At 45.4% G+C, this 21388-nt stretch carries 19 protein-coding genes and 3 pseudogenes; 12 read left to right on the top strand and 10 right to left on the bottom strand.

Annotated elements, in window-relative coordinates:
* Positions 1-3: 3 nt before the first annotated feature.
* Positions 4-159, bottom strand: a pseudogene (locus tag T491_RS17430) (flavin oxidoreductase); the annotation flags it as partial.
* A gap of 96 nt (positions 160-255) precedes the next feature.
* Between T491_RS17430 and T491_RS17685 the strand changes: the two are divergent.
* Positions 256-417 carry a hypothetical protein gene (locus T491_RS17685; protein WP_155950092.1) on the top strand — a complete coding sequence of 54 codons (162 nt, stop codon included), beginning with the start codon at positions 256-258 and terminating at the stop codon, positions 415-417.
* Positions 414-872, top strand: coding sequence for a GNAT family N-acetyltransferase (locus T491_RS0109335; RefSeq protein WP_028903655.1), 459 nt, complete (start codon positions 414-416; stop codon positions 870-872). Before T491_RS17685 ends, T491_RS0109335 begins: the two co-directional genes overlap by 4 nt.
* 34 nt (positions 873-906) lie before the next feature.
* Here T491_RS0109335 and T491_RS0109340 read toward each other — a convergent pair whose 3' ends face one another.
* Positions 907-1449 (bottom strand): carbonic anhydrase, encoded by a 543-nt coding sequence (locus T491_RS0109340; RefSeq protein WP_028903656.1) that lies wholly within the window; start codon positions 1447-1449, stop codon positions 907-909.
* Positions 1450-1793: 344 nt separating this feature from the next.
* Here T491_RS0109340 and T491_RS0109345 point away from each other — a divergent pair, with 344 nt between their 5' ends.
* The 7 genes and pseudogenes from T491_RS0109345 to T491_RS0109370 all read left to right on the top strand — a co-directional run bounded on the left by T491_RS0109345 (position 1794) and on the right by T491_RS0109370 (position 7723).
* On the top strand, positions 1794-2015 hold the full coding sequence (locus T491_RS0109345) for a helix-turn-helix transcriptional regulator (protein ID WP_028903657.1): 222 nt from the start codon (positions 1794-1796) through the stop codon (positions 2013-2015).
* A 5-nt stretch (positions 2016-2020) separates the two neighbouring features.
* Positions 2021-2176: pseudogene (locus T491_RS18095) on the top strand (DUF4236 domain-containing protein); the annotation flags it as partial.
* A gap of 24 nt (positions 2177-2200) precedes the next feature.
* A pseudogene (locus T491_RS16170) lies at positions 2201-3901 on the top strand (DNA translocase FtsK); the annotation flags it as partial.
* A gap of 30 nt (positions 3902-3931) precedes the next feature.
* Positions 3932-4738, top strand: coding sequence for a hypothetical protein (locus tag T491_RS0109355; RefSeq protein ID WP_028903658.1), 807 nt, complete (start codon positions 3932-3934; stop codon positions 4736-4738).
* Between the two features lie 14 nt (positions 4739-4752).
* Positions 4753-5751: a hypothetical protein gene (locus T491_RS0109360; protein ID WP_028903659.1), complete on the top strand. Its 999-nt coding sequence runs from the start codon at positions 4753-4755 to the stop codon at positions 5749-5751.
* 14 nt (positions 5752-5765) lie between these two features.
* Positions 5766-6557 (top strand): HNH endonuclease, encoded by a 792-nt coding sequence (locus tag T491_RS17075; protein ID WP_051523082.1) that lies wholly within the window; start codon positions 5766-5768, stop codon positions 6555-6557.
* A gap of 41 nt (positions 6558-6598) precedes the next feature.
* Complete coding sequence (locus T491_RS0109370; RefSeq protein ID WP_028903660.1) at positions 6599-7723, top strand: YhcG family protein; 1125 nt, start codon at positions 6599-6601, stop codon at positions 7721-7723.
* Positions 7724-8161: 438 nt separating this feature from the next.
* Here T491_RS0109370 and T491_RS0109375 read toward each other — a convergent pair whose 3' ends face one another.
* From T491_RS0109375 to T491_RS0109385, 3 genes are read right to left on the bottom strand one after another with little or no spacing between them, the layout of a single operon-like run.
* A complete protein-coding gene (locus tag T491_RS0109375; protein WP_028903661.1) occupies positions 8162-8692 on the bottom strand; it encodes a hypothetical protein in 531 nt (176 codons plus the stop codon).
* A gap of 5 nt (positions 8693-8697) precedes the next feature.
* Entirely contained in the window at positions 8698-8943 is a 246-nt protein-coding gene (locus T491_RS0109380) for a hypothetical protein (protein ID WP_028903662.1), read from the bottom strand.
* Positions 8940-9149 carry a DUF4250 domain-containing protein gene (locus T491_RS0109385; protein WP_028903663.1) on the bottom strand — a complete coding sequence of 70 codons (210 nt, stop codon included), beginning with the start codon at positions 9147-9149 and terminating at the stop codon, positions 8940-8942. Before T491_RS0109385 ends, T491_RS0109380 begins: the two co-directional genes overlap by 4 nt.
* A 152-nt stretch (positions 9150-9301) precedes the next feature.
* Here T491_RS0109385 and T491_RS17905 point away from each other — a divergent pair, with 152 nt between their 5' ends.
* Both T491_RS17905 and T491_RS0109395 read left to right on the top strand, forming a co-directional pair.
* The gene (locus T491_RS17905; protein ID WP_197018844.1) at positions 9302-9442 is read left to right on the top strand and encodes a hypothetical protein; all 141 of its coding nucleotides are present in this window, start codon (positions 9302-9304) and stop codon (positions 9440-9442) included.
* A gap of 53 nt (positions 9443-9495) precedes the next feature.
* Positions 9496-9870, top strand: coding sequence for a thioesterase family protein (locus T491_RS0109395; RefSeq protein WP_028903664.1), 375 nt, complete (start codon positions 9496-9498; stop codon positions 9868-9870).
* Between the two features lie 95 nt (positions 9871-9965).
* Here T491_RS0109395 and T491_RS0109400 read toward each other — a convergent pair whose 3' ends face one another.
* The 5 genes from T491_RS0109400 to T491_RS0109420 all read right to left on the bottom strand — a co-directional run bounded on the left by T491_RS0109400 (position 9966) and on the right by T491_RS0109420 (position 17944).
* A complete protein-coding gene (locus T491_RS0109400) occupies positions 9966-10373 on the bottom strand; it encodes a hypothetical protein (RefSeq protein WP_028903665.1) in 408 nt (135 codons plus the stop codon).
* 56 nt (positions 10374-10429) lie between these two features.
* A complete protein-coding gene (locus T491_RS0109405; protein ID WP_231480227.1) occupies positions 10430-12829 on the bottom strand; it encodes a BT4734/BF3469 family protein in 2400 nt (799 codons plus the stop codon).
* The gene (locus T491_RS0109410) at positions 12784-13068 is read right to left on the bottom strand and encodes a hypothetical protein (protein WP_028903667.1); all 285 of its coding nucleotides are present in this window, start codon (positions 13066-13068) and stop codon (positions 12784-12786) included. The genes T491_RS0109405 and T491_RS0109410 overlap by 46 nt, the downstream gene beginning before the upstream one ends.
* Complete coding sequence (locus tag T491_RS16180; RefSeq protein ID WP_081773322.1) at positions 13065-13757, bottom strand: Rha family transcriptional regulator; 693 nt, start codon at positions 13755-13757, stop codon at positions 13065-13067. Before T491_RS16180 ends, T491_RS0109410 begins: the two co-directional genes overlap by 4 nt.
* Before the next feature lie 251 nt (positions 13758-14008).
* On the bottom strand, positions 14009-17944 hold the full coding sequence (locus T491_RS0109420; protein WP_028903668.1) for a hybrid sensor histidine kinase/response regulator transcription factor: 3936 nt from the start codon (positions 17942-17944) through the stop codon (positions 14009-14011).
* Positions 17945-18191: 247 nt separating this feature from the next.
* On the opposite strand from T491_RS0109420, the gene T491_RS0109425 reads away from it, so the two are divergent.
* Positions 18192-21386, top strand: coding sequence for a TonB-dependent receptor (locus T491_RS0109425; RefSeq protein WP_081773323.1), 3195 nt, complete (start codon positions 18192-18194; stop codon positions 21384-21386).
* The last annotated feature ends 2 nt before the right edge of the window (positions 21387-21388 follow it).

Below are 21388 nucleotides of genomic sequence, written 5' to 3' on the forward strand. Positions count from 1 at the left end.
TCTGTTTACCGTCAGAGAATGCCTTGCCAACGGTTCCTTCATATCCCACTGACCGCCCCAAGCCGCATTCATAGCATTGGGCTTACCTTCTTTGTCGTAGGTGCCGATAATCAGCACGGGTTGTGGCAACAGCCACGCAGTTGATTTAAAACTCTTCATATCACAAAACATATTAAAAGCTACGGCAAAGATAGTAATTTTCAGGATTAAATTCGTATTTTTGCACCCAAGTTTACAATACTTTAAGAAAGAAGAATGGCAAAGGTTCTTTTAATTAACGGAAGCCCCAGAGAGAACGGTAATACCAAAATGGTTGAGAAAGTGCCATCCCTCAATATCGAGGAGCAAGCCGGAGCCAACTTCATCATTGGGCGTATGGAGGAACTTGTTGATATTATATGTTTGGAAATACAATGAAACAATTTGAACCGAAACTGCATAAGAAAACGTTCCTGGAGCTGACTACGGACGAGTTATACGAACTCCTTAGAGTGCGTAGCGAGGTGTTCGTGGTTGAGCAGAACTGCGTCTATCAGGATATGGACGGAGATGACCAGGAATCCATTCATTTGTGGCTGACAGTAGCCGACAAGATTGTTGCTTTAGCTCGTGTATGTCCTGCTGGTACTCACATGAAGGAGATTTCGATTGGCAGAGTCATCACCACTGAACGTGGGAAAGGCTATGGCAAGCAAATCATGCTCCATGCCATAGATGCAGCGATAGAGCATTTCGACGCGAAACTTATAGATATTGAAGCGCAGGAGTATGCCAAAGGATTCTATGAAAGTGTAGGATTCAAGCAGTCATCCGACACCTTCATGCTTGATGGAATCCCTCACATTAAAATGACTTGGAAAAAGGAGCTATGATGAAGTGGACAGCGCACATATAATACTGTCCACTTCATTTGATTTCCTCCAACGCTCCTGTTTCTGAATCAATGATAAACCCTCGAACCACTATATCCTTTGGCACCAACGGATGGGTCTTGATGGTTTCAACTGTCTTACGGACAGAGGTTGGTGTGTCCTTAAAACCTTCCAACCACTGGTTGAGGTCGATGCCGCACTTGCGGATGGTGTCGAGCGTTTCGTCCGTCACGCCACGGGCAATCATCTCATGGTGGAAGTGGTCGTAGCTCATGTGGCAGGCTCCGCAATGAGAGTGGGCTACCACCATGATTTCCTGTACGCCCAGCTCGTAGATGGCTACAATCAGGCTACGCATGGCTGAGTCGAAAGCCGAAATAACCAAACCGCCTGCGTTTTTGATAATCTTCGCGTCACCGTTCTTCAGACCAAGAGCAGCAGGCAGCAGTTCGGTCAGTCGGGTATCCATACACGAAAGTACTGCTAATTTCTTGTCAGGATACTTATCGGTTATGTATTTTTCGTATCCCTTCTGTGCAACAAATGTCTTGTTGAATTCAATAATCTGGTCTATCATAATCACAAAACATATTTAAAGTATTGTAAACTTGGATGCAAAAATACGAAAAAAGCTTGTAAAAGCGAAGCGATTTGGGAAGATTAACGCAATTCGGCCTGAAATAAAGGCAAGACGGGGAAGAATGAGGAAGTTTAATTTGGGGCAAAAAGCAAATTGGGGAGGATTGGTGAAGGAGTTAGGTTGCCAAATCGTAACCCGTTTGCGGTATGGCAAACAAAAGGGAATAACAGGCGACCGCTATTGTGGCATATGTTCATAAAAAACTCTAAAAAAAGAACTTTCTTCTTTGTAGGATGAATAGTTTTCACTAACTTTACACCCAAACTATAAATTTGAAATGTATGCAAGACGTAAATCGCCTAAAAATAGTTTTAGTGGAACAAAAGAAGACCAGTAAATGGTTATCCGAGGAACTTGGAGTGAGTCCATCTACAGTTTCTAAATGGTGTACCAACTCTTCACAGCCTGATATTGAGACTTTAGCAAGGATCTCAAAACTATTGAATGTTGGCGTGGAGGAGTTGTTCAATAAGAAATTTATGGAATCTGTTAATAATAGTTAGGGTATATGGGATGGAGGTTTCGAAAACGCATAAAGATATTTCCTGGCTTTTACATTAATATTAGTAAAAGCGGTTTAGGGGTAAATATTGGTCCAAAAGGTGCAAATGTATCAGTAGGTCCTAATGGGACATATGTTAATACAGGCATCCCAGGAACAGGATTGTATAAAAGAGATAAAGTCGATAGTTCTAAACATAGTTCAACGGAAATTCAACAAGAACCGCAAAATTATAGAGCACAAGAAGTCACCCCAACTGTCAACAATGAAGAACAACAATATGGAGGTTCTGTAGGCTCTCAGCTGAACACACACCATACAGCTGTCAATCGAGAAAATAATCATAGTGACATTAATTATGGTGATATCTCCATGCCATACGACCCTAAAAAGGATTTGGAGAACTATCGCTATCCAACCTTTGATTTACTAAAAAAGTATGATTATGACGATGCACCATACGTTGATATGGAAGAGCAACAAGCCAATAAAAATCGAATTGTGGATGTTTTGTGGAGTTTTGGTATTGTTGTATCGACAATAAAAGCCACCGTTGGTCCAAGAAACACTTTATATGAGATAACGCTTGCTCCTGGCGTGAATGCCTCTAAGTTGAGAGGATTAGAAGATGATTTAGCTTTAGCATTGTGTTCGCATAATGTTCAGATATTAATTCCAATACTAGGTAAAGGCACTATCGGTATAGAAGTTCCCAATATACGCCCTTATACTGTTTCTTTGGATAGTATTCTAAACACCAAACAATTCCAAGAAACAACGATGGGACTGCCTTGTGCGATAGGCAAAACTATTGCCAATGAGGTCTTTATGTTCGACTTAACTAAAGCGCCTCACATTCTTATGGCAGGCTCAACAGGTCAGGGTAAATCGGTAGCGTTAAATGCGATGATTTTGTCCTTACTCTATAAGAAACATCCAGCAGAATTAAAACTTGTACTCATGGACCCTTATGGAGTGGAGTTTGGTATGTATGCTCAAATTGCTAATCATTTCTTGGCTTCGTTGCCTGATGAACCTGTAGTTGTGTCTAATAGTAGTCAGGCAGTTAGTACGCTGAACAGTTTATGCAAGGAGATGGAAGCTCGTTACGATTTGCTGAAAATGGCATGTGTTAGGAATGTCCAAGAATATAACAACAAATTTGTAAATCGTCAGTTAAATCCCGAAATTGGGCATAGATTCATACCTTATATCGTTGTTGCTATTGATGAATATGGTGACTTTATTGAAGAAAGGGGACAAGATTTCGAGTCCCCAATAGTTCAATTGGCTCAATATGCTCGTGCAGTTGGCATTCACATGATTATTTCAACGAAACGTCCTACTAACGATATTATCACAGGAGCAATCAAGGCTAATTTCCCTACACGTATTGCTTTTAGACTGCCAGAACGGATAGATTCTCAGGTCATTCTAGATTGTGATGGAGCAGAAGAATTGTTAGGGAATGGTGATATGTTGTTTAGAGCGGGTAAAAGCATTGATTGTATAAGAGTCCAATGTGCTTTTGTGGATACAACAGAAGTGGAACGTATCAATGAGTTTATTTCTTGCCAGGAAGGATATACCAGTTCTTTTGAATTGCCTGATCCATATTATGATGAAGAAGAATGTTATGTGAATGATGTTGATATGACTCATTTAGACCCATTGTTTGAAGATGCAGCACGTTTAATTGTCATGACCCAAAAGGGCTCAACAGATCTAATCCAAAGAAAGTTCGCAATTGGCTATAATCGGGCAGGCAGATTAATGGATCAGTTGGAAAAGGCTGGTATAGTTGGAGCTGCTCATGGTAGCAGACCTCGTGAAGTGCTAATTGCGGATAATATGAGCCTTGAGAATCTTTTGCTTCAATTGAGATGATATATATAACTTCTAATAGATTGTTATTCCATGAAAGTCATATTGAGCAGAAAAGGATTTGATAGTTCATGTGGAGGCCAAGCTAGTCCGATATTGCCCGATGGGACTTTATTGTCACTACCTATCCCTTCTAATGACGTACATAAATATAGTGAACTCTCATGGGGATGTTTAAGTTATTTCGACATTATCAAACAATTAAAATACAAAACCACACTGAATGAGGGTAGTCATTGCCATCTTGATCCTGATTTGAGAGCTACTACATTGTTAAGAACAAAAGGGTGGAAACCTGCTTTTGGCCAAACAGGAAGTTCATTGACAGAGTTAAGGGATAACGGAGTTAAGGAAGGAGACTTGTTCCTGTTTTTTGGATGGTTCAAAAAAACGGAGTACCATAATGGTCAGCTGCGCTATATACCTAAATCACCAAATTTGCATGTGATTTATGGCTATATGCAGATTGGAAATATAGTAGATTTGGTTAGCCAGATTCCAAAATGGTTGAAATATCATCCTCATGCCAATCTCAATAATTATAAAGAAGCGTGGGAAAAAAAGCAGAACGCCATATATCTGCCTTCAGAAAGATTGTCTTTTGCATCAGAATTGTCTGGAAGCGGCATATTCACCTATAGACAGGAACTCGTATTAACAAAAAATGGTTATAGTCGCAGTCGATGGGAATTTCCAGCATCTATGCACGGAACGCCCATATCACATAATCCTAACGGATGGAAATCAGACTATTTCCAATCGGCGGCACGTGGACAGGAATTTATTATGGATGGTTCTCCTGCTGTCATGGATTGGGTAAGAAGAGTTATTAATATCTAACCTTATTACTATATATGGAAAAAATAGCAAGACTATGTTGGAACACTAATGAATGGAGACGCCCTTCTGGAAGAATGGGTAAATCAAAGTCTAATGATGCCTATGAAAATGAAATGGGATTTGGTCATGAGGAGTGGTTGTTAGATGACTCTAAAATAATGCCAGATGGTTATCACTATGGCTTCCTTGAACCAATGAGGGTAAAAAGCGATAAACATTTTGGAAAGGTCTATGACATTTATCTGTTCACAATAAGTCCAAACAAACAGAAAGTTTATATCGGCTGCTTGAGAAATGCAATTGGCGTATCTTCTGAAGAAAGTCAAACTGTATACAATTTCTACCAAAAGAAAGGCTGGTTAAATGAAATGCGTCAAGATGTTCTTTATGTAGGAGGAACTGCCAAGGATTTTACCCCTTCTTTTATGTTTAACATCAAATTTAGATTTGAGGATGCCGAGATAAACTATTCAAATCAACCAATTTTAAAACCTGACAGTGTTTGGCATAGGTATAATCTAATGGACAAGAATGGACCATTTGAGTTTGAAAAAGACGAAGATGGAAACACTAAGATGTTAGATACCAGTATATTTGAACGTATTTTAGAAGGTGGTAAGATTCTCATAGACCCTTTGCATAAGAAAATACAAAATGCTGTAGTCGATTTGCTAAAAAAAGACTACAATAGTATTCAAGTAGAATCTGGTGCTCTAGATAGTATAAAGCAAAGAGTTGATATTAAGGGTTTTTCAAAGAATGAGCAAGAGTGGCATTTCTTTGAAGTCAAAACCATGTCCGCAAAAAGGAGTATCCGTGAGGCTTTAGGGCAAATATTAGAATATGCTCATTACCCCAATGTCGAATTGGCAGAAAAACTATTTATAATTGGACCGGAAAAGCCTGACGAAAAAGATAAGGCATATATGAAACTCCTTCGGGACAAATACAATCTGCCTATTTGGTTCCGTTGGTATTCTTTTGTCGACAACAAATTGTATGAAGGTGTTTAGGGTGAATAATGTGTATGATGAAACAGTATAGTTTAAAAGAAACAAATACCTATTGGCTCATTTCGTCTAACGACAATATTTTTAGATTAGAAGACTATTTGGCCGATAACAAGTATGTAGATTGGCAGGCTAGTTTCTCTCCAAAGAAAGGTGATGTTGTATTTATATACCGAACTAAGCCTGCTCGACGAATTTGCTACATGATGGAAGTATCTGAAATAAACATACCATATAAAAATACCATAAACGATATTAATTACTGGGGAGAGAAACATACTCCCAAAGGAGCGACGAACCCAGAAGAGCTATATCATAGACTAAAACTATTGGGTCGAACTACATCCCAATCTTTACATATAACTGAATTGCAGAAAAGGGGGATGAAAGGTGTCCCACAAGGACCTAGGAAACTTTATGGGAGTCTTCTAGAATACGTTTTAGATGTGTTTATGGTCTCCCAAACAGATTATGATGAAATACCTAATCCAGAAACGGTATTTGAAGGAGCGAAGAGAGAGATAGTGGTCAATCGTTATGAACGCAATCGTGAGGCAAGAGAAAAGTGTATAGCCGCTCATGGATGCAAATGTGCTGTTTGTGGTATGAACTTTGAAGAAGTGTATGGACCAATAGGTCGTGGTTATATTCATGTTCATCATAAAGTACCCCTTTCATCAATTGGCAAGGAATACGAATTGGATCCGATAAAGGATCTTGTACCTGTTTGTCCTAATTGTCATGCAATGTTGCATAGGAAAGATCCTCCATACGATGTGGATGACCTAAAAGAGTTAGGCAAATTCTAATAATACTTTGATATTTATATGTAATTTTGCAAACGATTAATATGGAACAGAAACAAATAACAGCGACGTATGCTGAGGCTGTAAAGGCTATTAAGGAAGCGATATTGGAAAGTCGCTATCGTGCAGCACGGTTAGTAAACAAGGAAGTGTTGGCTCTTTACTATGCCATTGGCGGGTATATTTCCGTTCAAAGCAGATCAGCAAGATGGGGCAGCAATGCTATTGGTACCATATCAGAATTGCTGCAACAGGAACTACCTGGACTAAGAGGTTTTTCTGAGACCAGCATCAAACGTATGCGTATCTTCTACGAGGCATGGTGTGGCATGTTCGAGAATCGTCCATTGTCAGCGGACGATTTACAAAATAGCATCATTCCAGTAGGCGACAAAGGACATATTGAAATTCGTCCATTGACAACGGACGAATTGCCTCCAGATACATTAGATGCCTTTCTTGCCGTTGGTTTTACGAACCATTATGAAATACTGGCCCAAAAGAAGGACGTAGAGCAACGATTGTTCTATATCGTGAATTGTGCCACTGGATTTTGGAATGGCGACAAGTTGAAATATTATATGAAGGACGATTTGTTTGGAAAGCGTGGCAACATGCCCAATAACTTTGCTACAACCATTGCAAATGTGGATTTGCGCAGTAAGGCATTACGCTCGTTCAAGGACGAATATCTGCTTGATTTTGTGAACATTGAAGATCCCGACGAGACAGATGAACGTGTAATAGAACAGCAGATTGTTCACAATATCAAGAACTTCATCATGGCATTGGGTAGTGATTTCTCGTTTATGGGTAATCAGTATCGTCTTGTTGTATCCGAAAAAGAGTATTTCATAGATTTGCTGTTCTTCAATCGCCGCCTTCAGGCACTAATCGCGATTGAATTGAAGCGGGGTGAGTTCAAGCCAGAGTATGCAGGGAAGTTGAATTTCTATCTGTCAGCACTTGATGAGTATGTGAAACTACCTCATGAGAATCCTTCCATCGGAATTATTCTCTGCAAGGACAGAGATTCAAAAACGGTGGAGTTCGCATTCCGAGACATCAACAAGCCAATGGGTGTAGCAACCTATCGCACATCTTCAGAGTTACCCAAGGAATACCAAGGTATACTTCCTGAACCAGAGGAGTTGAGAAAACTCATGTGAGTGTAGCCAATGTGTGCGATACGTCACTAATATTGGGTAATAGGACGTAGCCTAATACGCACTTTTATGGCAGGTGCCACAAAAGATGCCGCAGTGATTGCAGAAACAGAGAGTAAGCTCGGAAGAAAAATGTATGAATAGATTTGCTTAATTGAAATAGAATGATTACCTTTGCACCCGATGATGAGCCATAAAACGGCTGGTGGCACATCATCGGGTGTTCATTGAATGCATTTCATAGCAGAATGCGAAGCCACACTTCTACCTTTAGGTGGAAGAATGTGGAATTGAGTACGGTTGCCAATTCGTAACCCCATTTTCTTTCAATTCCCCAGACTGCCTTTATACAAAGAAATCCTGCAAATTCTTCCAAAGTTACAAAAAAACGAAGATAATGCGTATCTTTGCGATGAAAATCCTCATAAATCCACGAATGTATCAGTTCATCTGCGTCATGTGATACCCCATACGCTTCAGCTGTATGGCGGCGCCCATCAGGTAGAGCTGGTGCAGGCAGGCTACGTAGCCGTTGAAGGCCTCTTTCGTGCCTGGTTCATACCGCTGGTGCATCAGGGCATTGTAAACGCGTGAGGCACACTCGCCAGCCAACTTCTCCAGAGCGGTGTAGTCATCGCCCTGCAACAACAGCACCTCCTCGCGGATATATTCGTCCATCGCATCGTAGCCCCGCTTGTCGCGTATATAGGCGTAGAGGTTCTCTACTTTCGAATAGATCTCCCATTCCGTGTCCCACATCTTGGCCACGGCCATGCCGAGATACATCATCCAGCCGAGCGATACCGATGGGTAACCCTGAAACTCGCGGATGCCGTCGGGGAGGTAGGCTCTGGTTATCTCCTCCCATTTATCTTCTACATCAGGACACTCTGGCATCCTTTCGTCAACCTCGTTCATGCTCAGCAGGAACTGATGCAGGTCTTTACGCAATTCTTCTTCAAAACTCTTCATAATCATTATAGCATTTTCTCAAGTATCTCCACGGCCTTGGTGATGTCTTCCTTGAACCGCTTGTGGTCTCGAAGGAAGTCAGCTCTGCCGTTACTGATGGCATGATACAGCTCCTGACTCATGTCGTTGGCATAGTCGGAAATAGCCATCTCTATGTCATCCTTCTGCCAGTCGAGCGTGGAATGAACATATATTCTCTGCTTCTGATGCAGAAAACTATAGGCGGTCTCGATACTGTCTTTGGTTATCATCTTCTTTCTTCATCATATCCTATCGGGCGGAACTGCCGTTGTGGCTCGCTGTACACGAATCCGTGGCCTAACAGGTAATTCTTGATATCCTCCGGCTCTGTCCCGAAGTTGTAGCACAATGATTCCAGCGTGTCAAACTCTTCGTCTCTCAGGAGCATATTCACGCTCGAAACCAGTATAGCAGGGTCTTTGGGTAGGTAGTCCATATAACAAATGTAAAGGCATTATACCTCATCTTATATCACAAAACATATTAAAAGCTACGGCAAAGGTAGTCATTTTTAAGAATAAATTCGTAATTTTGCCCTCACAATTAACATAAGTTGAATTTTAACGATTTCAGATAGTGATGGCATACATGAATAGATTTAATCAGACTGACGATTTCCGTCGCGACGAGCTGATCCGAATCATCGAGCACTCTGTGGAGAAGCTGACCCTCCAGGAGCTGGAGGCACTGTATTATGATATGACGACGAAATCCTATATTAACGATTGATTTAAGTTATAAGCGTCATGCTTTGCACAAATATTAATAAATAGCATAAGAAGATGATAGAAATTGGATTGAAACATACCAGTGAGTTAATAGTAACTGACGCCGTTACTGCCGTGAAGATGGGGTCGGGCGATATGCCTGTGTTGGCCACGCCAGCCATGATGGCGTTGATGGAGAATGCAGCCATGCTGGCAGTGGCTGGTGAGCTGCCCGAGGGCAGTACCACCGTTGGCGGCCATATCGCATCATCGCACCTGAAACCCTCGAAAGTAGGCGATAAGATTACGGCTACAGCCGAGGTGGTGAAGGTGGATGGCAGGAAGATAGAGTTCAAGGTTGCGGCCTATGCCGGCGATGTGCTGATAGGCGAGGGCACCCACCTGCGCTTCATGGTGGATAGAGAGCGCTTCCTGTCGAAACTCGGTTAAGTGATATTTCCCTTCCTGTACATGTGAATAAATGAATAGTTTCTTTAATAAAAAAGCAGGCTGATATCCGGATTGGGGATACCAGCCTGCTTGGGTTAGAGGAGGCGCCAGGCGCGGAGGAGGGAGATGGGGTCGCGACAGTTGGGACCGTTTTCCTGGATGGCCATGGCGGCGGCCAGGAGTAGCCAGTTGGCTGGGTGCCGCTGCGGATCGCCCAGATCGTCGTCGGGACCTATGCCGGTGGTGGCGGCTACATTCTTGATATAAGCCTGGGTGTTGTTCTCGGTAGGTGGTGCCCATTTCTCTACTATCTTACGGATAGTGTAGAGGCGGTACTTGCGGTAGTAGGTACGCGTGAGTAGCACCAGGGCTGCACGCCATCCATACTCCATCTGTTTGAACTGGCAGAACGCTGCGTCGGTCTGCTGGGCGCTGAGACCCTTCCACTGGTCGGCTGAGCGACGGATGTTAAGTGGATTACAATTTCTGATTCCTCGAGACATAATCATTGAACATTGAATATTGAACATTGAACTTTTTTTGAAAAGCGAGCAGAACATTAGGGGAGCTCTGGGAGGAGCTTGCGGTAGGTGTGGTTGCCGATGTCTTCGATGATGCCGTCGGCCTTTAGACGACTGATGTTACGCGAGGCGGTGGGTTGCGAACAGCCGAATACCTCGATGACGTGTTTGGCCTTGAACTGCTCGGGCAACTGGCGATAGCACTCGTCGTAGCGGGTGGAGCGGCGGCGAACCACAAACTCCTTGTCCTGGTCGGCAAAGTAGTGGAATGCCATCTCGCCGAAGAAGAACTGCTGGCTGCGATATTGTATCTCCATCACCAGACGGCAGAATCGGCGATCGGTGTCGTCCATCGATAGCGTGCGGTTCTGGTCCCACTCCTGCCAATGGCGCATCAGGATAAAGGGCAGGCTGATGCCTATGCCGTAGTAGGGGATGCGTTTCAGCAGCATGCGGTCGGCCTTGTCGTTGTTGAACTCGGCAATGTCCATGTGCTCCGTCTGCCACTCGTAGGTCTCGTCGTTCAGCGGTTCGATGGGTAGCTCGCCTGCTACCTTGTCCAGTCGGTAGGCCCACATCTTCAGCGTGTCGTCGGCACCCTCAATCACCTCCTGATGACGCTTGGCTTTGCCGCGGTCGGGCAGGGGGATGACAGCCAGGCGACTGCTCATACCGGTACCGAAGTTGCGCTGGTTCACCTTGCGATGCAGGGCATAAGGGGTGCCGGTGTAGATGAAGTTCCAGTACACGTTGAACATGCCGCTGATGCTCTCCTGGTTGGCATACATCTGTCCGTCTTCCTCGTTGTGAAAGGCCTTGAGCTCCATAATCTCACGGTCCTTCCAGTCGCCGCCTTTGTTGTTCTTGTTCACGTTGTCGAGCTCGGAGTCGAACGAGAACATATGCAGCTGTAGCGGCACTCCCTGAATGATCTCCCTGGCTGCCAGCATGTGGCGGATGAACTCGCCAGTGGCGGTGCGGGCTGGGTGGATGCGTATGCCTACCTCGGGCTTCTTCAGTGCCTCGGCTTTCTGGGCCTTGGTGCTGGTGGTGCGCTCGGTGCGGCTTTCCTTATAGCGGTTCAGGGCGTCGGTCATAAACTGGTCGGCCTGTATGATAGGGTCGGCTATCTGCTTGTAGAACTCCTCGATCATGTGCTTGCCTGCACCGGGATCGCCGATGATGAAGATGCAGTAGTTGAGTCGGCGCATGATCTTGGGGTCGAACCAGAAGTGGTACCATGCACGGGTCATCAGCGTGCCGAAGAGAGCGCCCGACGAGAAGAGTACGGCGGGCAGTTTATGTGGATGTAGGTTAACAAACAGTTCTTTCAGGCAGGGGTAGTACTGGGACATCTCGAGCAGTTCGGCAGCCCATTTATCCAGTGGCAACTGGGAGTAGATGTCGGCCTGTTGTCCGGCTGGGGCAATGGCTTTTTTCAGTTCCACCGGCATGTGCTCGTAGAACTTGAAGTCCATCACCGATCGTACCGTGCCTTCCACATCCTCGCCATCGCGTGCCAGTTCCTGCACCCAGGGCAGTGTCAGCACTACTTCGGTGATTTTCTTGGCGTTCCGGCCCACGATATAGCGCAGCTTGCTGGCCAGATCAACCAGTGTGTTGTGACGGTTGTTGGATAGGTTCACGCCCTCCAGATACTTGTCGATGATCTCCGATACCGGCGTGCCGTTATAGGTTTCTTGCAACGGACTACATGACTTTAGGACTTTTTCATCAGCAGAAACAGCCTTGTCATTCGTGCCTATATTATTCTCTTTCGTAGCCTGCGACTGACCGTTTCGATATAGAGGGTCAAATCGCGCAGAAAATGTTTCATCTTCATAGGTAAACAGTTTTTCTTCGTTAATGTAAATAATGTCGTCGGCAGTGGTCATGAAGGCGCCTCGGCTGCCGTCCTTGCACGACTCATCGAGGGATAGGCCCAGCTTGAGCGAAAAGTCGATCTGGTTGTCGATGAGGTTGCCGATGGCAGGATCGGCGGTGAACACCGGCTTCAGGCCTTGGCCTGATGGGGTGATGTAAACCAGCACGATGCGGGCTTGGTCTTCGGGCGAGAGGCGCTGGTAGGCCTCAGTCCAGATCTGACGCACGTCTCCCTCCAGATGGTCGTAGTCGGCCACTACCAGTCCGTTCAGGTGTACGTGACTCTGACTGCGCCACATGGCCGTTTCCTTTCGCTTCTTGCCTGTGCGCTTGTTCTCTATTTCGCGCTCCCACTCCTCGAAGGTGCCCACGAAGATCATCAGCGCCAACTGCTTCTTCTTCAGGTTGTAGGTCTTCTCGTCGCCATTCAGGCGTGCCTGGCGGGCTTCGTTCACCAGTCTGGCTGTACGTGGCGCGCGGCAGTAGGCCCAGAACAGCTCGGGTGTAATCAGTCGCGTTCGCGAGTCAGTAAGTTGTTGTTGATAACAAAACATTTGTCTATTTCACTTGTTTGTCGATATAATTCCTGTCGTAATTCCTTGAGAGAGTTTACCTCGAACCGTTGATAGACGGTTACGAGGCGTGAGTTCTGTTCGTATAGCACCTTCAGGCGCTGCTGGTTAAGCAGCGGTTTGCCGTCGGGTGGGGCAGGTGGCACGGTGGCCACCTGTCGTTTACGTTGTTTCTTCCACTTCTTCATGTCTTCAGTGATTTCTAAATACTCCAGTGTCATAATGCAAGTAGTTCAAAGATCTTCTGGCAACCCAGTCGGGTCCAGACGGGATAGGTACACTTTCGCATGTCGCCGCGCAGCGTGTAATACTGATGTATGCGCTCGCGGGCCAGTCCGGTGCCTTCGTAGGCCTCGGCCAGATGGTAGTGGCGTCCGCGGAACACCAGCAGTCCCTTTTTCACCAGTAAGCGTGCCATCTGCGTGAATGTCATCTCGGCCAGTTCGGCCAGCTCGGTGGTGGTCAGACAGCCGTCGGCTGGAGCGTTCTGGGTGGCTATCTGCTCGTGGCGGATTTCGTCGCAGCGCTGCATGATGTCGTGCTCGGTTTCGAGCAGCAGTGGCGGCTGCGGTTCGTGCGCCGGGTGCTCGTCGATGGCCTGCTGAAACTCCAGCTGTTGCCAGCGCAGCACCAGACGGGCGCGCGCCTCGTCGTTAAACTTGGTGGCCACAAACAGGCTCTCGGTCTTGGTGAGCGAAAATACCGGGATGAGTCGTATGCCGCCTTGCGGCATGTTGATCACCTCGGATGTCAGCACAAATTTGTGCCCACATTCCTTTTCCCAGGCAGGCTCCATTTCGCGGATGGCTTTCAGCACCACCTTGTGAAGTTTACCTGTAATGTTTGCGATTTCGCGCGATGTGATGCGTTGCGCATCCATCGGCGTTTTTAATGAATGATTCTGTTTCATAATAAATACATTTTAGTTGTTATTAATGTGGCCTGTTTCAGCATGTCAAAGATCGCGCAATCGTTGTTGATTGGATTGCGGTTGCAAAAGTAGAGTCCAACTATCCAACTGCCAATATTATTTTTGCGCCAGCCAGTTGGTTGGGATGTAGAATCGATGTGTGATGCTTGTGTTTATCGCCGTATCAGAAAAAACAAAAAAATTAGCTCCCCCCAATTGGGAGAAGCTAATTGGACTGAATTGAAATGCGATTAGTTGGATTGAAGCAGAAATTCTGATGGCAGACAGCCATATTCTTCTTTGAAGTATTTGCTGAACTGCTTGGGAGAAAAACCTATAGTGTATGCAACTTCAGAGATATTGGTACGTCCTTGTTCCAATAGTGAACGACCTCGCTTGATTCGGATGATGCGAATGAATTCCAACGGCGACTTTCCGGTTATGGCCATCAGTTTCTTGTATAGATGGCTGCGCGTCATGCCTACAGCAGCGCTGAAATCCTCAACCGAGAAATCTGAATTGCTCATGTTATCCTCAACCACCTGAATGGCTTTTGTGATCAACTGCTCGTCGAGCGAACTGACTGTGATTTCACTTGGCGCAATGTCGCGTTTGATAAATTCACGATGATTATTGTCGGTCCATTTTATCATTTTCTCGATGCGTAACTTGAGTATGTTAAGATTGAAAGGTTTGGTGATATAGTCGTCGGCTCCATCTCTCAACCCGGTGATAATATTGTCTTCGGTTGATTTTGCAGTGAGCAGAATGACAGGTATGTGCGATAGGTTGATGTCGTTTTTGATGTGATGGCAAAGCTCCAAGCCATCCATTTCGGGCATCATGATATCGCTGATAACAATATGAATGTCGTTTTCGGACAGTATCTGTAGGGCTTCAACGCCATTTGATGCTGTGAAAACGTTGTACTGGTCGGTCAGGCATCGTTCCAGGAACTGGCAGAAATCGTGGTTGTCTTCAACTACCAGAACCGATTTGTTGCCTGTGTCTTCTATGGCCTTTTTGGTGTTGCTGTCGTTGCTGATAGCACTGGCAGTTCCAGATGCCGACAGAGATATTTGGATGGGGATGGTTACGATAAAAACCGAACCTTTGGGGTGGTTGTCGGCTACCTGTATTTGGCCGTGATGCATGGTTACATATTCCTTCACGATATGTAATCCTACGCCGCTGCCAACGTAGTCGGTGTGGTTATCGCCTTGAAAGAACCGGTCGAAGATATGAGGTTTGTCTTTATCCTTGATGCCAATGCCGGTGTCGGCAACTTCGATGCGTGCCATGGGGCCATCGCGCTCGATGAGGATATCTACACGCCCCTTAGTGGTGTTGTATTTGAAGGCATTGGATAGCAGATTCATAACGATGCGTCGCATTTTGGCCTGATCGAAATCCATTTCAAGATGAGAGGCATTGATTTTAAAATTCATCTGAATGCCACGGCTTTCGGCATAGAATCTGAATTGCTCGCAGATTTTGCGTACAAATATGATAAGGTCGCCATGTGCAGGGTGTATTTCTTCGTTGCCAGCATCCAGTTTGCGGATATCAAGCAGCTGTACAACCTCGTCCATCAGCATGCGTGCGTTTCGCCAAACCAGATCGAGCTCAACCCGGATACTCTTCTCCAGATTGCCTGAGAGTAATTTCTCAAGTGGGGTGATGATGAGCGACAAGGGTGTTTTCAGGTCGTGACTGATGTTGGTGAAGAATTGCATTTTCTTATCCTCCATCTGCTGCTGTTGTTCGAGTTCCATCTCCAGCTTTTGCAAAGCCAGAGTGGCCTGATGTTTGCGCTTGAGCCACTGAATATAGAAATAGATGCCCGCCATGATGAGTAAAAGGTACAGCAGATAGGCATACCATGACCTCCAGAATGGTGGTTTGATGCGAATTTTTATTACAGATGACTCACTGGTCCAGCCACCCATATCTGAAGCGCAAACCTCGAGGGTATATGAGCCTGGAGTGATGGCATTGAAGCTGATGCGATTGCCCGGTAGCAGTGTCCACGGTCCGCCAACCTCTTTCAGTCGGTACATGTAATGCAGTTTGTGTTTTTTGCCGTAATTCATGGCCGAAACGTCGATGGAAAAACTGTTTTGGCTGTAGTTCAGGCAGATGGACTCCTGCAACTGCAGATTGCGCTGAAGGATACCACTCTCGTCGCCAGGAACGATATTCTTATTATTTACAGCCAGATTGGTGAACACGATGTGAGCCTGCAGATAGTTGGTGATTTGCTGCTGGCTGCCGATGCGCAGTAAACCATCGGTATAACCTATCACGCAGCATCCGTCTGTGGTCAGGCATGTGGCATCATTATTAAATGTGGCGTTTTCAAGTCCGTCTTCGTCGTAAAAAGGCGTGCAAACAAATTCGTAGGGTGCGTTTGCCTTTTTCGATGTCCGGATATAAGTTAGTCCGTGGTCGGTGCTTGCCCAGATGTTTTGTTTGTTATCAGCGATGATGGCTCTGACGTAGTTGTTGGATAAGCCTTCGTTTTCGGTGAGTGAGTAGAGAGTGTCATTTTTCTCGTCGTAGATGCGAATGCCGGTGCGTGTACCTATCCACACCAGACCGTGTTTATCTTTGTCAAGAGTTGTTACAAATTCGTTGGTCAGTTGCTGGATACAAGGCGTTGGTTTTAAGAATTTTCGCAGGTCGGTTTGATAGATATAGAATCCTGTGCTTGTGCCAATGTACAGTTTGCGCTTTCTGTCACAGTGTAGCGCAGTTATGCTGGTGGTTCTCAAGTCAGAGTTGTCCATCGTTATCCAGCTGTCGCTCCCGTCTTGTCTGAGACAAATCAAACCATTGTTGATGGTGCCAAACCAGAGATTGTTCTGTTCGTCTTCGGCCATGCATCGCATATACACAGCGCGTTTATTAATCTGGTTGTGATATTGCTTTTTGGCGAATCGGTGACCGTCGAAGCAAAACACGCCGTCGCCATAGGTGCCTACCCATAGATGGCCATTATGGTCGATTAATGAGCAGGTAACCAGATTATTATTCAGCAGGGCGTTTTTCTTGTTGTAAACGGTCTTCGTGCCGTTGGGGGATAGGCATACGATTCCGTTGCCATCAAATCCCACCCAGATATTACCTTGTTTGTCTTCTGACACACAACTCACATCCTCGTTGTTCTTTAGCGGGGTTAAGTCGAATACATGTGGCGAAAGGTCGGTAAAAGCCGCACCGCGTTTGCTGGTTCCGATCCACATCAGGTTTTGGGCGTCGCGATAAAAGCAACTGATATGGTTGCTTGGCAGTGTGAACGGATATTCTTCGTTGCGTGTTATCTGTTGTAATTCCTGACTGTGGGCATTTAGCAGATAGATGCCCTCATTTTCTGTGCCTATCCATATCCTTCCTTTTTCGTCGTCGGTGAGTGTGGTAAGAATCACATTTTTCAGCAGATGCAGCGAGGGTATGTCTTTCCACTCTTTGGTGGCGCTGATATAACAGCGTAGTTCATCTGAAGCCGAATGGGCCGTATAGAACCACAGTGCGCCTCTGGAGTCTAAATATACTTGGTGCCATAAGTTGGTGGATAGTTTTATCTGACTGACGTAATTCAGGCAATGCTGCAAGATATCGACTTGATAAAACCTGCCATCATTGGTTAGGATATAGGCTTGGTTTCCCCTGGCAGTCAGGCTGAGAATGTTATCGCCAAACTGGTGTGGGATGGTGGTGAGTTCTTGTTTCTTGAAGTCGTAGCGATACAGATATTTGGTGGATATGGTCCACAAATTCTGTGCATCATCGGTCATAATCTCTTTGATAGGCTCTTTGATGCCAAGTGCAGATAGTTTTTGGGTGGCATCATCGGCGATTTTGTCTAAGCACCTGTCGTAGGTGTATAGTTTCTGTATCGTTCTTACCCAAATGGTGCCTTCGGCATCCTCTATGATATAATTGGTGTCGTTATTATAGCTGCCCAGTTGGGTTACGGTATATTTTTTAAGTTGGTAGCCATCGTATCTGTCGATGCCATTGCTGGTGGCCATCCACATAAATCCGTATTTATCCCGGATGATGCTTTTGACGTAATTGTCGGAGAGCCCCGATCTTACATCTATCTTATGAAACATCAGTTGGTTGATGCCAAATGCATGTAGCTGTATTAAACCAATGAGTAGTAAAAGAATCAGTTTCTTCATTTCGATTGTTTTATTTATTTGTTGCAAAGATACTTTTTTTTCTGATTCGAGAGATAAGTTTAGGCAAATAATTGCGGTTGAGAAACGAAAAAAGAACAGGCAACTTCCTGTTTGTGTTATTTTACTTCCCAAATGTTTCCTCGGCACAAAAGGGATGTTGTTCGAACCAAACGAGTCTGTCGAAAACCCGCAGAATGACTACTTTTGCCAGCGAATTACTAATATCCTAATATTTAATAACAACTTAATGAAAATTAAAAACGGTTTCTATTTGTGGTGCATTACAGGATTGTTCGCAATTCTGCCCATGGTTTCCTTTGCACAGACTAATAAGGTGAAGGGAACTGTTACTGATGCATCGACGGGCGAGGCACTTATTGGTGCCTCAGTGTTGGTAAAAGGTACTTCCAACGGAACAATCACCGACATGGATGGTAACTTCGTTCTCGATTTGTCGGGACAGAAGACATTGGTGGTTTCGTTTGTGGGCTATCTTAGTAAAGAGGTACGTGTGGCAGGTGGCACGAACCCCAAAATTATGCTCGAACCCGATTCGAAGGTGGTCGAAGAGCTTGTGGTTATTGGTTACGGCCAGCAGAAGAAAGTGACGGTGACCGGTTCGATTGTGAACGTTACTGGCGACGATTTGCTAAAATCGCCAACGCCTTCGCTGGGTAATGCCATTGCCGGTAAGTTGCCAGGTTTGTCAACCGTACAATATTCGGGTGCTCCTGGTGCCGACGATCCCAATATCTTTATTCGTGGACAAGCTTCGCTTAACGGCTCGAATCCACTGATACTGGTTGATGGGGTGGAGCGTAGTTTTACACAGATCGACCCTAACGAGGTGGCCGATATCACCGTTCTGAAGGATGCATCGGCTACTGCCGTTTATGGTGTGCGAGGCGCTAATGGCGTGATTCTGGTAACTACCAAACGAGGCGAAGAAGGCAAAACGCATATTTCGGCTTCTACGTCGTGGGGCTTACAGACTGTTACCAAGTTTATTAAGTTTGCCGACTCTTACACCTACGCCACAACCTTTAACCGCGGGCGTATAACCGATGGTGGCAACCCCCGTTTCAGCGACGAAGTAATCAATCATTTCAAGAATCAGGATCAGCCTTTACTTTATCCTAACATCAACTGGATTGATTATGCCATGAACGATGTGGCTTTGCAGAGTCAGCATAATGTGAGTGTGTCGGGCGGCAATAAAACGGCGCGTTACTTCGTGTCGTTGGGTATGCTCGATCAGGATGGATTGTTTAAGACACTTGGCGAAGACCCCAAGTCGAATTTCTCTTATCAGCGTTATAATTATCGTGCCAACCTTGATTTGAATCTCGGAAAATGGCATCAGTTGTCGGTCAATATCGGCGGTCGTGTAGAGAACAAGCGTTCTATCGGTAATGGTGAGTCGAACCTGTTTAATACCCTGATGGACTGCCAGCCTTTCTCGGGCGCAGGTATTGTGGATGGAAAGTGGATTAAAACGAATCCGCTCTATATCTCCGAAGAGGATGCTGTGAGCGGAAACGATGGCTTGAGCACATTCTATGGTCAGGGCTACCAGCAGCAAACCACCAATGTGCTGAATGCCGATGTGATTTACAAACTGGATATGGGATTCCTTACGCGTGGCCTTGATTTCCGTATCAAGGGATCGTATAACTCTACCTACTATCATCGTAAGAACCGCACAGCTGGTCAGCCTGCCAGTTTCATGCCTATTGTGAAAGAGGATGGTAGCATTGTGCTGCAGCGCAAGGGCGACTATTGGAATCTGGGTTACGACGAATCAAGCTGGCCCGACCGTAACTGGTATTTCGAAACCAGTTTTAATTACAGTCGCAGTTTCGGACTCCATAATGTATCGGCCTTGTTGCTTTACAACCAGTCGAAGTCGTACTATCCTTGGGATAGTCAGAGCAGTATGTATATCTCGATACCTAAAGGCTATGTAGGAGTGGTGGCTCGTGCCACTTACGACTATAATCACCGTTATATGCTTGATTTGAACATGGGATATAATGGCTCTGAAAACTTTGCAAAAGGCAATCGTTATGGCGTGTTCCCTTCAGCTTCGGTAGGTTGGACCGTGTCGGAAGAAAAATTCTGGAAACCCATTCTTCCTGTCGTATCATACTTGAAGTTGCGTGCATCTGTTGGTACAGTAGGTAACGATAACTGTCAGGGCTACCGATTCCTGTATCTGCCTGCCGCTTGGAAGATTACCGAGGGATATTACAACAATCCTGGCGATTTTGGTGGCTACAATTTCGGTACCACCAATACCCGATTCCTGAATGTGGCTCGCGAGTATTCGTCGGCATCACCCGATGTGACCTGGGAAACGGCCATCAAGCAGAACTATGCATTTGATATGAAACTCTGGAATAATCGCATCAGCATAGGTTTTGATTACTTCTACGAGGATCGTAAGGATATTCTCATCAATAATGAGACGATGATTCAGGCACCCTCCGCTCTGCGACCATCGTATATCAACTATGGTAGAGTGAAGAATCATGGTTATGAAATAACGGTGAAATATGCCGACAAACTGAGCGACGACCTTCGACTGGAGATTTCGGCATCGATGGCTTATTCGAAGAACAAGATTATTGAGCAGGCCGAGATTAAGCGTGCCAACAAGCTGGTGAAGGCCGACAGTTATATGGGTAAACAATTGGGACTGACCGAGGATACCGAGGTGTCGCCCGACTGGACCTACTATACCGGGCATAGTATCGGCGAACGCAAAGGCTATCTGTTCTTCGATTTCTATCAAAAAGGCATCACCGAGGAGCAATACATGCAGACCTACGGTCAGCCTCTGCCCACACAGTTGGTTAACGACCTGAAGGATGGCGATGCCGTGTATGTGGATATCGATGGCGATGGCACGATATCCGAAGAGTACGATCAGATGTTCCTGGGCACGACCGATCGTCCTGATTATACTTTCTCTCTGAACACCAATCTTGAGTTCAAAAACTTTGATTTCACCATGCTATGGGTGGGTGCTACCAATGTTACGCGTAACCTGGATGGTGTTTACCGTCAGCCCTTTGGTCAGCAGTATCACTCTTCGTTGCTACAGTGGGTGGCCGATAACACCTGGACAGCCGAGAATACAAACGCCAAGCTGCCACGTGTTACCTTTGTAAACGAGAAGCAGAACCAATGTTTCTCAAACTTATGGGACTACGATTCAAAGTATCTGCGATTAAAGAATGTGGAGATAGGCTATACCATCCGCCAGCCGCGTTGGTTCAAGAGTCTTAGCAGTGCCAGGTTCTATCTGAATGGTACCAACCTGCTCACTTTCTCGCCCTTCAAAGCCAATGACCCTGAGAACATGGGTGGAGGCTATCTGCAGTATATCAAGTACCCCATACTGCGAGTATATAACTTAGGTGTAAAACTAAATTTCTGAAT

This window comes from Prevotella sp. P6B4 (assembly GCF_000619985.1).
Lineage (GTDB): Bacteria > Bacteroidota > Bacteroidia > Bacteroidales > Bacteroidaceae > Prevotella.

Excerpts from the sequence above, each read along its gene's own strand:
- T491_RS0109400 (WP_028903665.1), bottom strand. The coding sequence starts at position 10,373 with ATGTCTCGAGGAATCAGAAATTGTAATCCACTTAACATCCGTCGCTCA.
- T491_RS0109420 (WP_028903668.1), bottom strand. The coding sequence starts at position 17,944 with ATGAAGAAACTGATTCTTTTACTACTCATTGGTTTAATACAGCTACAT.
- T491_RS0109380 (WP_028903662.1), bottom strand. The coding sequence starts at position 8,943 with ATGATAACCAAAGACAGTATCGAGACCGCCTATAGTTTTCTGCATCAG.
- T491_RS0109340 (WP_028903656.1), bottom strand. The coding sequence starts at position 1,449 with ATGATAGACCAGATTATTGAATTCAACAAGACATTTGTTGCACAGAAG.
- T491_RS17905 (WP_197018844.1), top strand. The coding sequence starts at position 9,302 with ATGAATAGATTTAATCAGACTGACGATTTCCGTCGCGACGAGCTGATC.
- T491_RS0109385 (WP_028903663.1), bottom strand. The coding sequence starts at position 9,149 with ATGGACTACCTACCCAAAGACCCTGCTATACTGGTTTCGAGCGTGAAT.
- T491_RS0109405 (WP_231480227.1), bottom strand. The coding sequence starts at position 12,829 with ATGTTTTGTTATCAACAACAACTTACTGACTCGCGAACGCGACTGATT.
- T491_RS0109355 (WP_028903658.1), top strand. The coding sequence starts at position 3,932 with ATGAAAGTCATATTGAGCAGAAAAGGATTTGATAGTTCATGTGGAGGC.
- T491_RS17685 (WP_155950092.1), top strand. The coding sequence starts at position 256 with ATGGCAAAGGTTCTTTTAATTAACGGAAGCCCCAGAGAGAACGGTAAT.
- T491_RS0109345 (WP_028903657.1), top strand. The coding sequence starts at position 1,794 with ATGCAAGACGTAAATCGCCTAAAAATAGTTTTAGTGGAACAAAAGAAG.
- T491_RS0109335 (WP_028903655.1), top strand. The coding sequence starts at position 414 with ATGAAACAATTTGAACCGAAACTGCATAAGAAAACGTTCCTGGAGCTG.
- T491_RS16180 (WP_081773322.1), bottom strand. The coding sequence starts at position 13,757 with ATGAAACAGAATCATTCATTAAAAACGCCGATGGATGCGCAACGCATC.
- T491_RS0109425 (WP_081773323.1), top strand. The coding sequence starts at position 18,192 with ATGAAAATTAAAAACGGTTTCTATTTGTGGTGCATTACAGGATTGTTC.
- T491_RS0109375 (WP_028903661.1), bottom strand. The coding sequence starts at position 8,692 with ATGAAGAGTTTTGAAGAAGAATTGCGTAAAGACCTGCATCAGTTCCTG.
- T491_RS0109370 (WP_028903660.1), top strand. The coding sequence starts at position 6,599 with ATGGAACAGAAACAAATAACAGCGACGTATGCTGAGGCTGTAAAGGCT.
- T491_RS17075 (WP_051523082.1), top strand. The coding sequence starts at position 5,766 with ATGATGAAACAGTATAGTTTAAAAGAAACAAATACCTATTGGCTCATT.
- T491_RS0109360 (WP_028903659.1), top strand. The coding sequence starts at position 4,753 with ATGGAAAAAATAGCAAGACTATGTTGGAACACTAATGAATGGAGACGC.
- T491_RS0109395 (WP_028903664.1), top strand. The coding sequence starts at position 9,496 with ATGATAGAAATTGGATTGAAACATACCAGTGAGTTAATAGTAACTGAC.
- T491_RS0109410 (WP_028903667.1), bottom strand. The coding sequence starts at position 13,068 with ATGACACTGGAGTATTTAGAAATCACTGAAGACATGAAGAAGTGGAAG.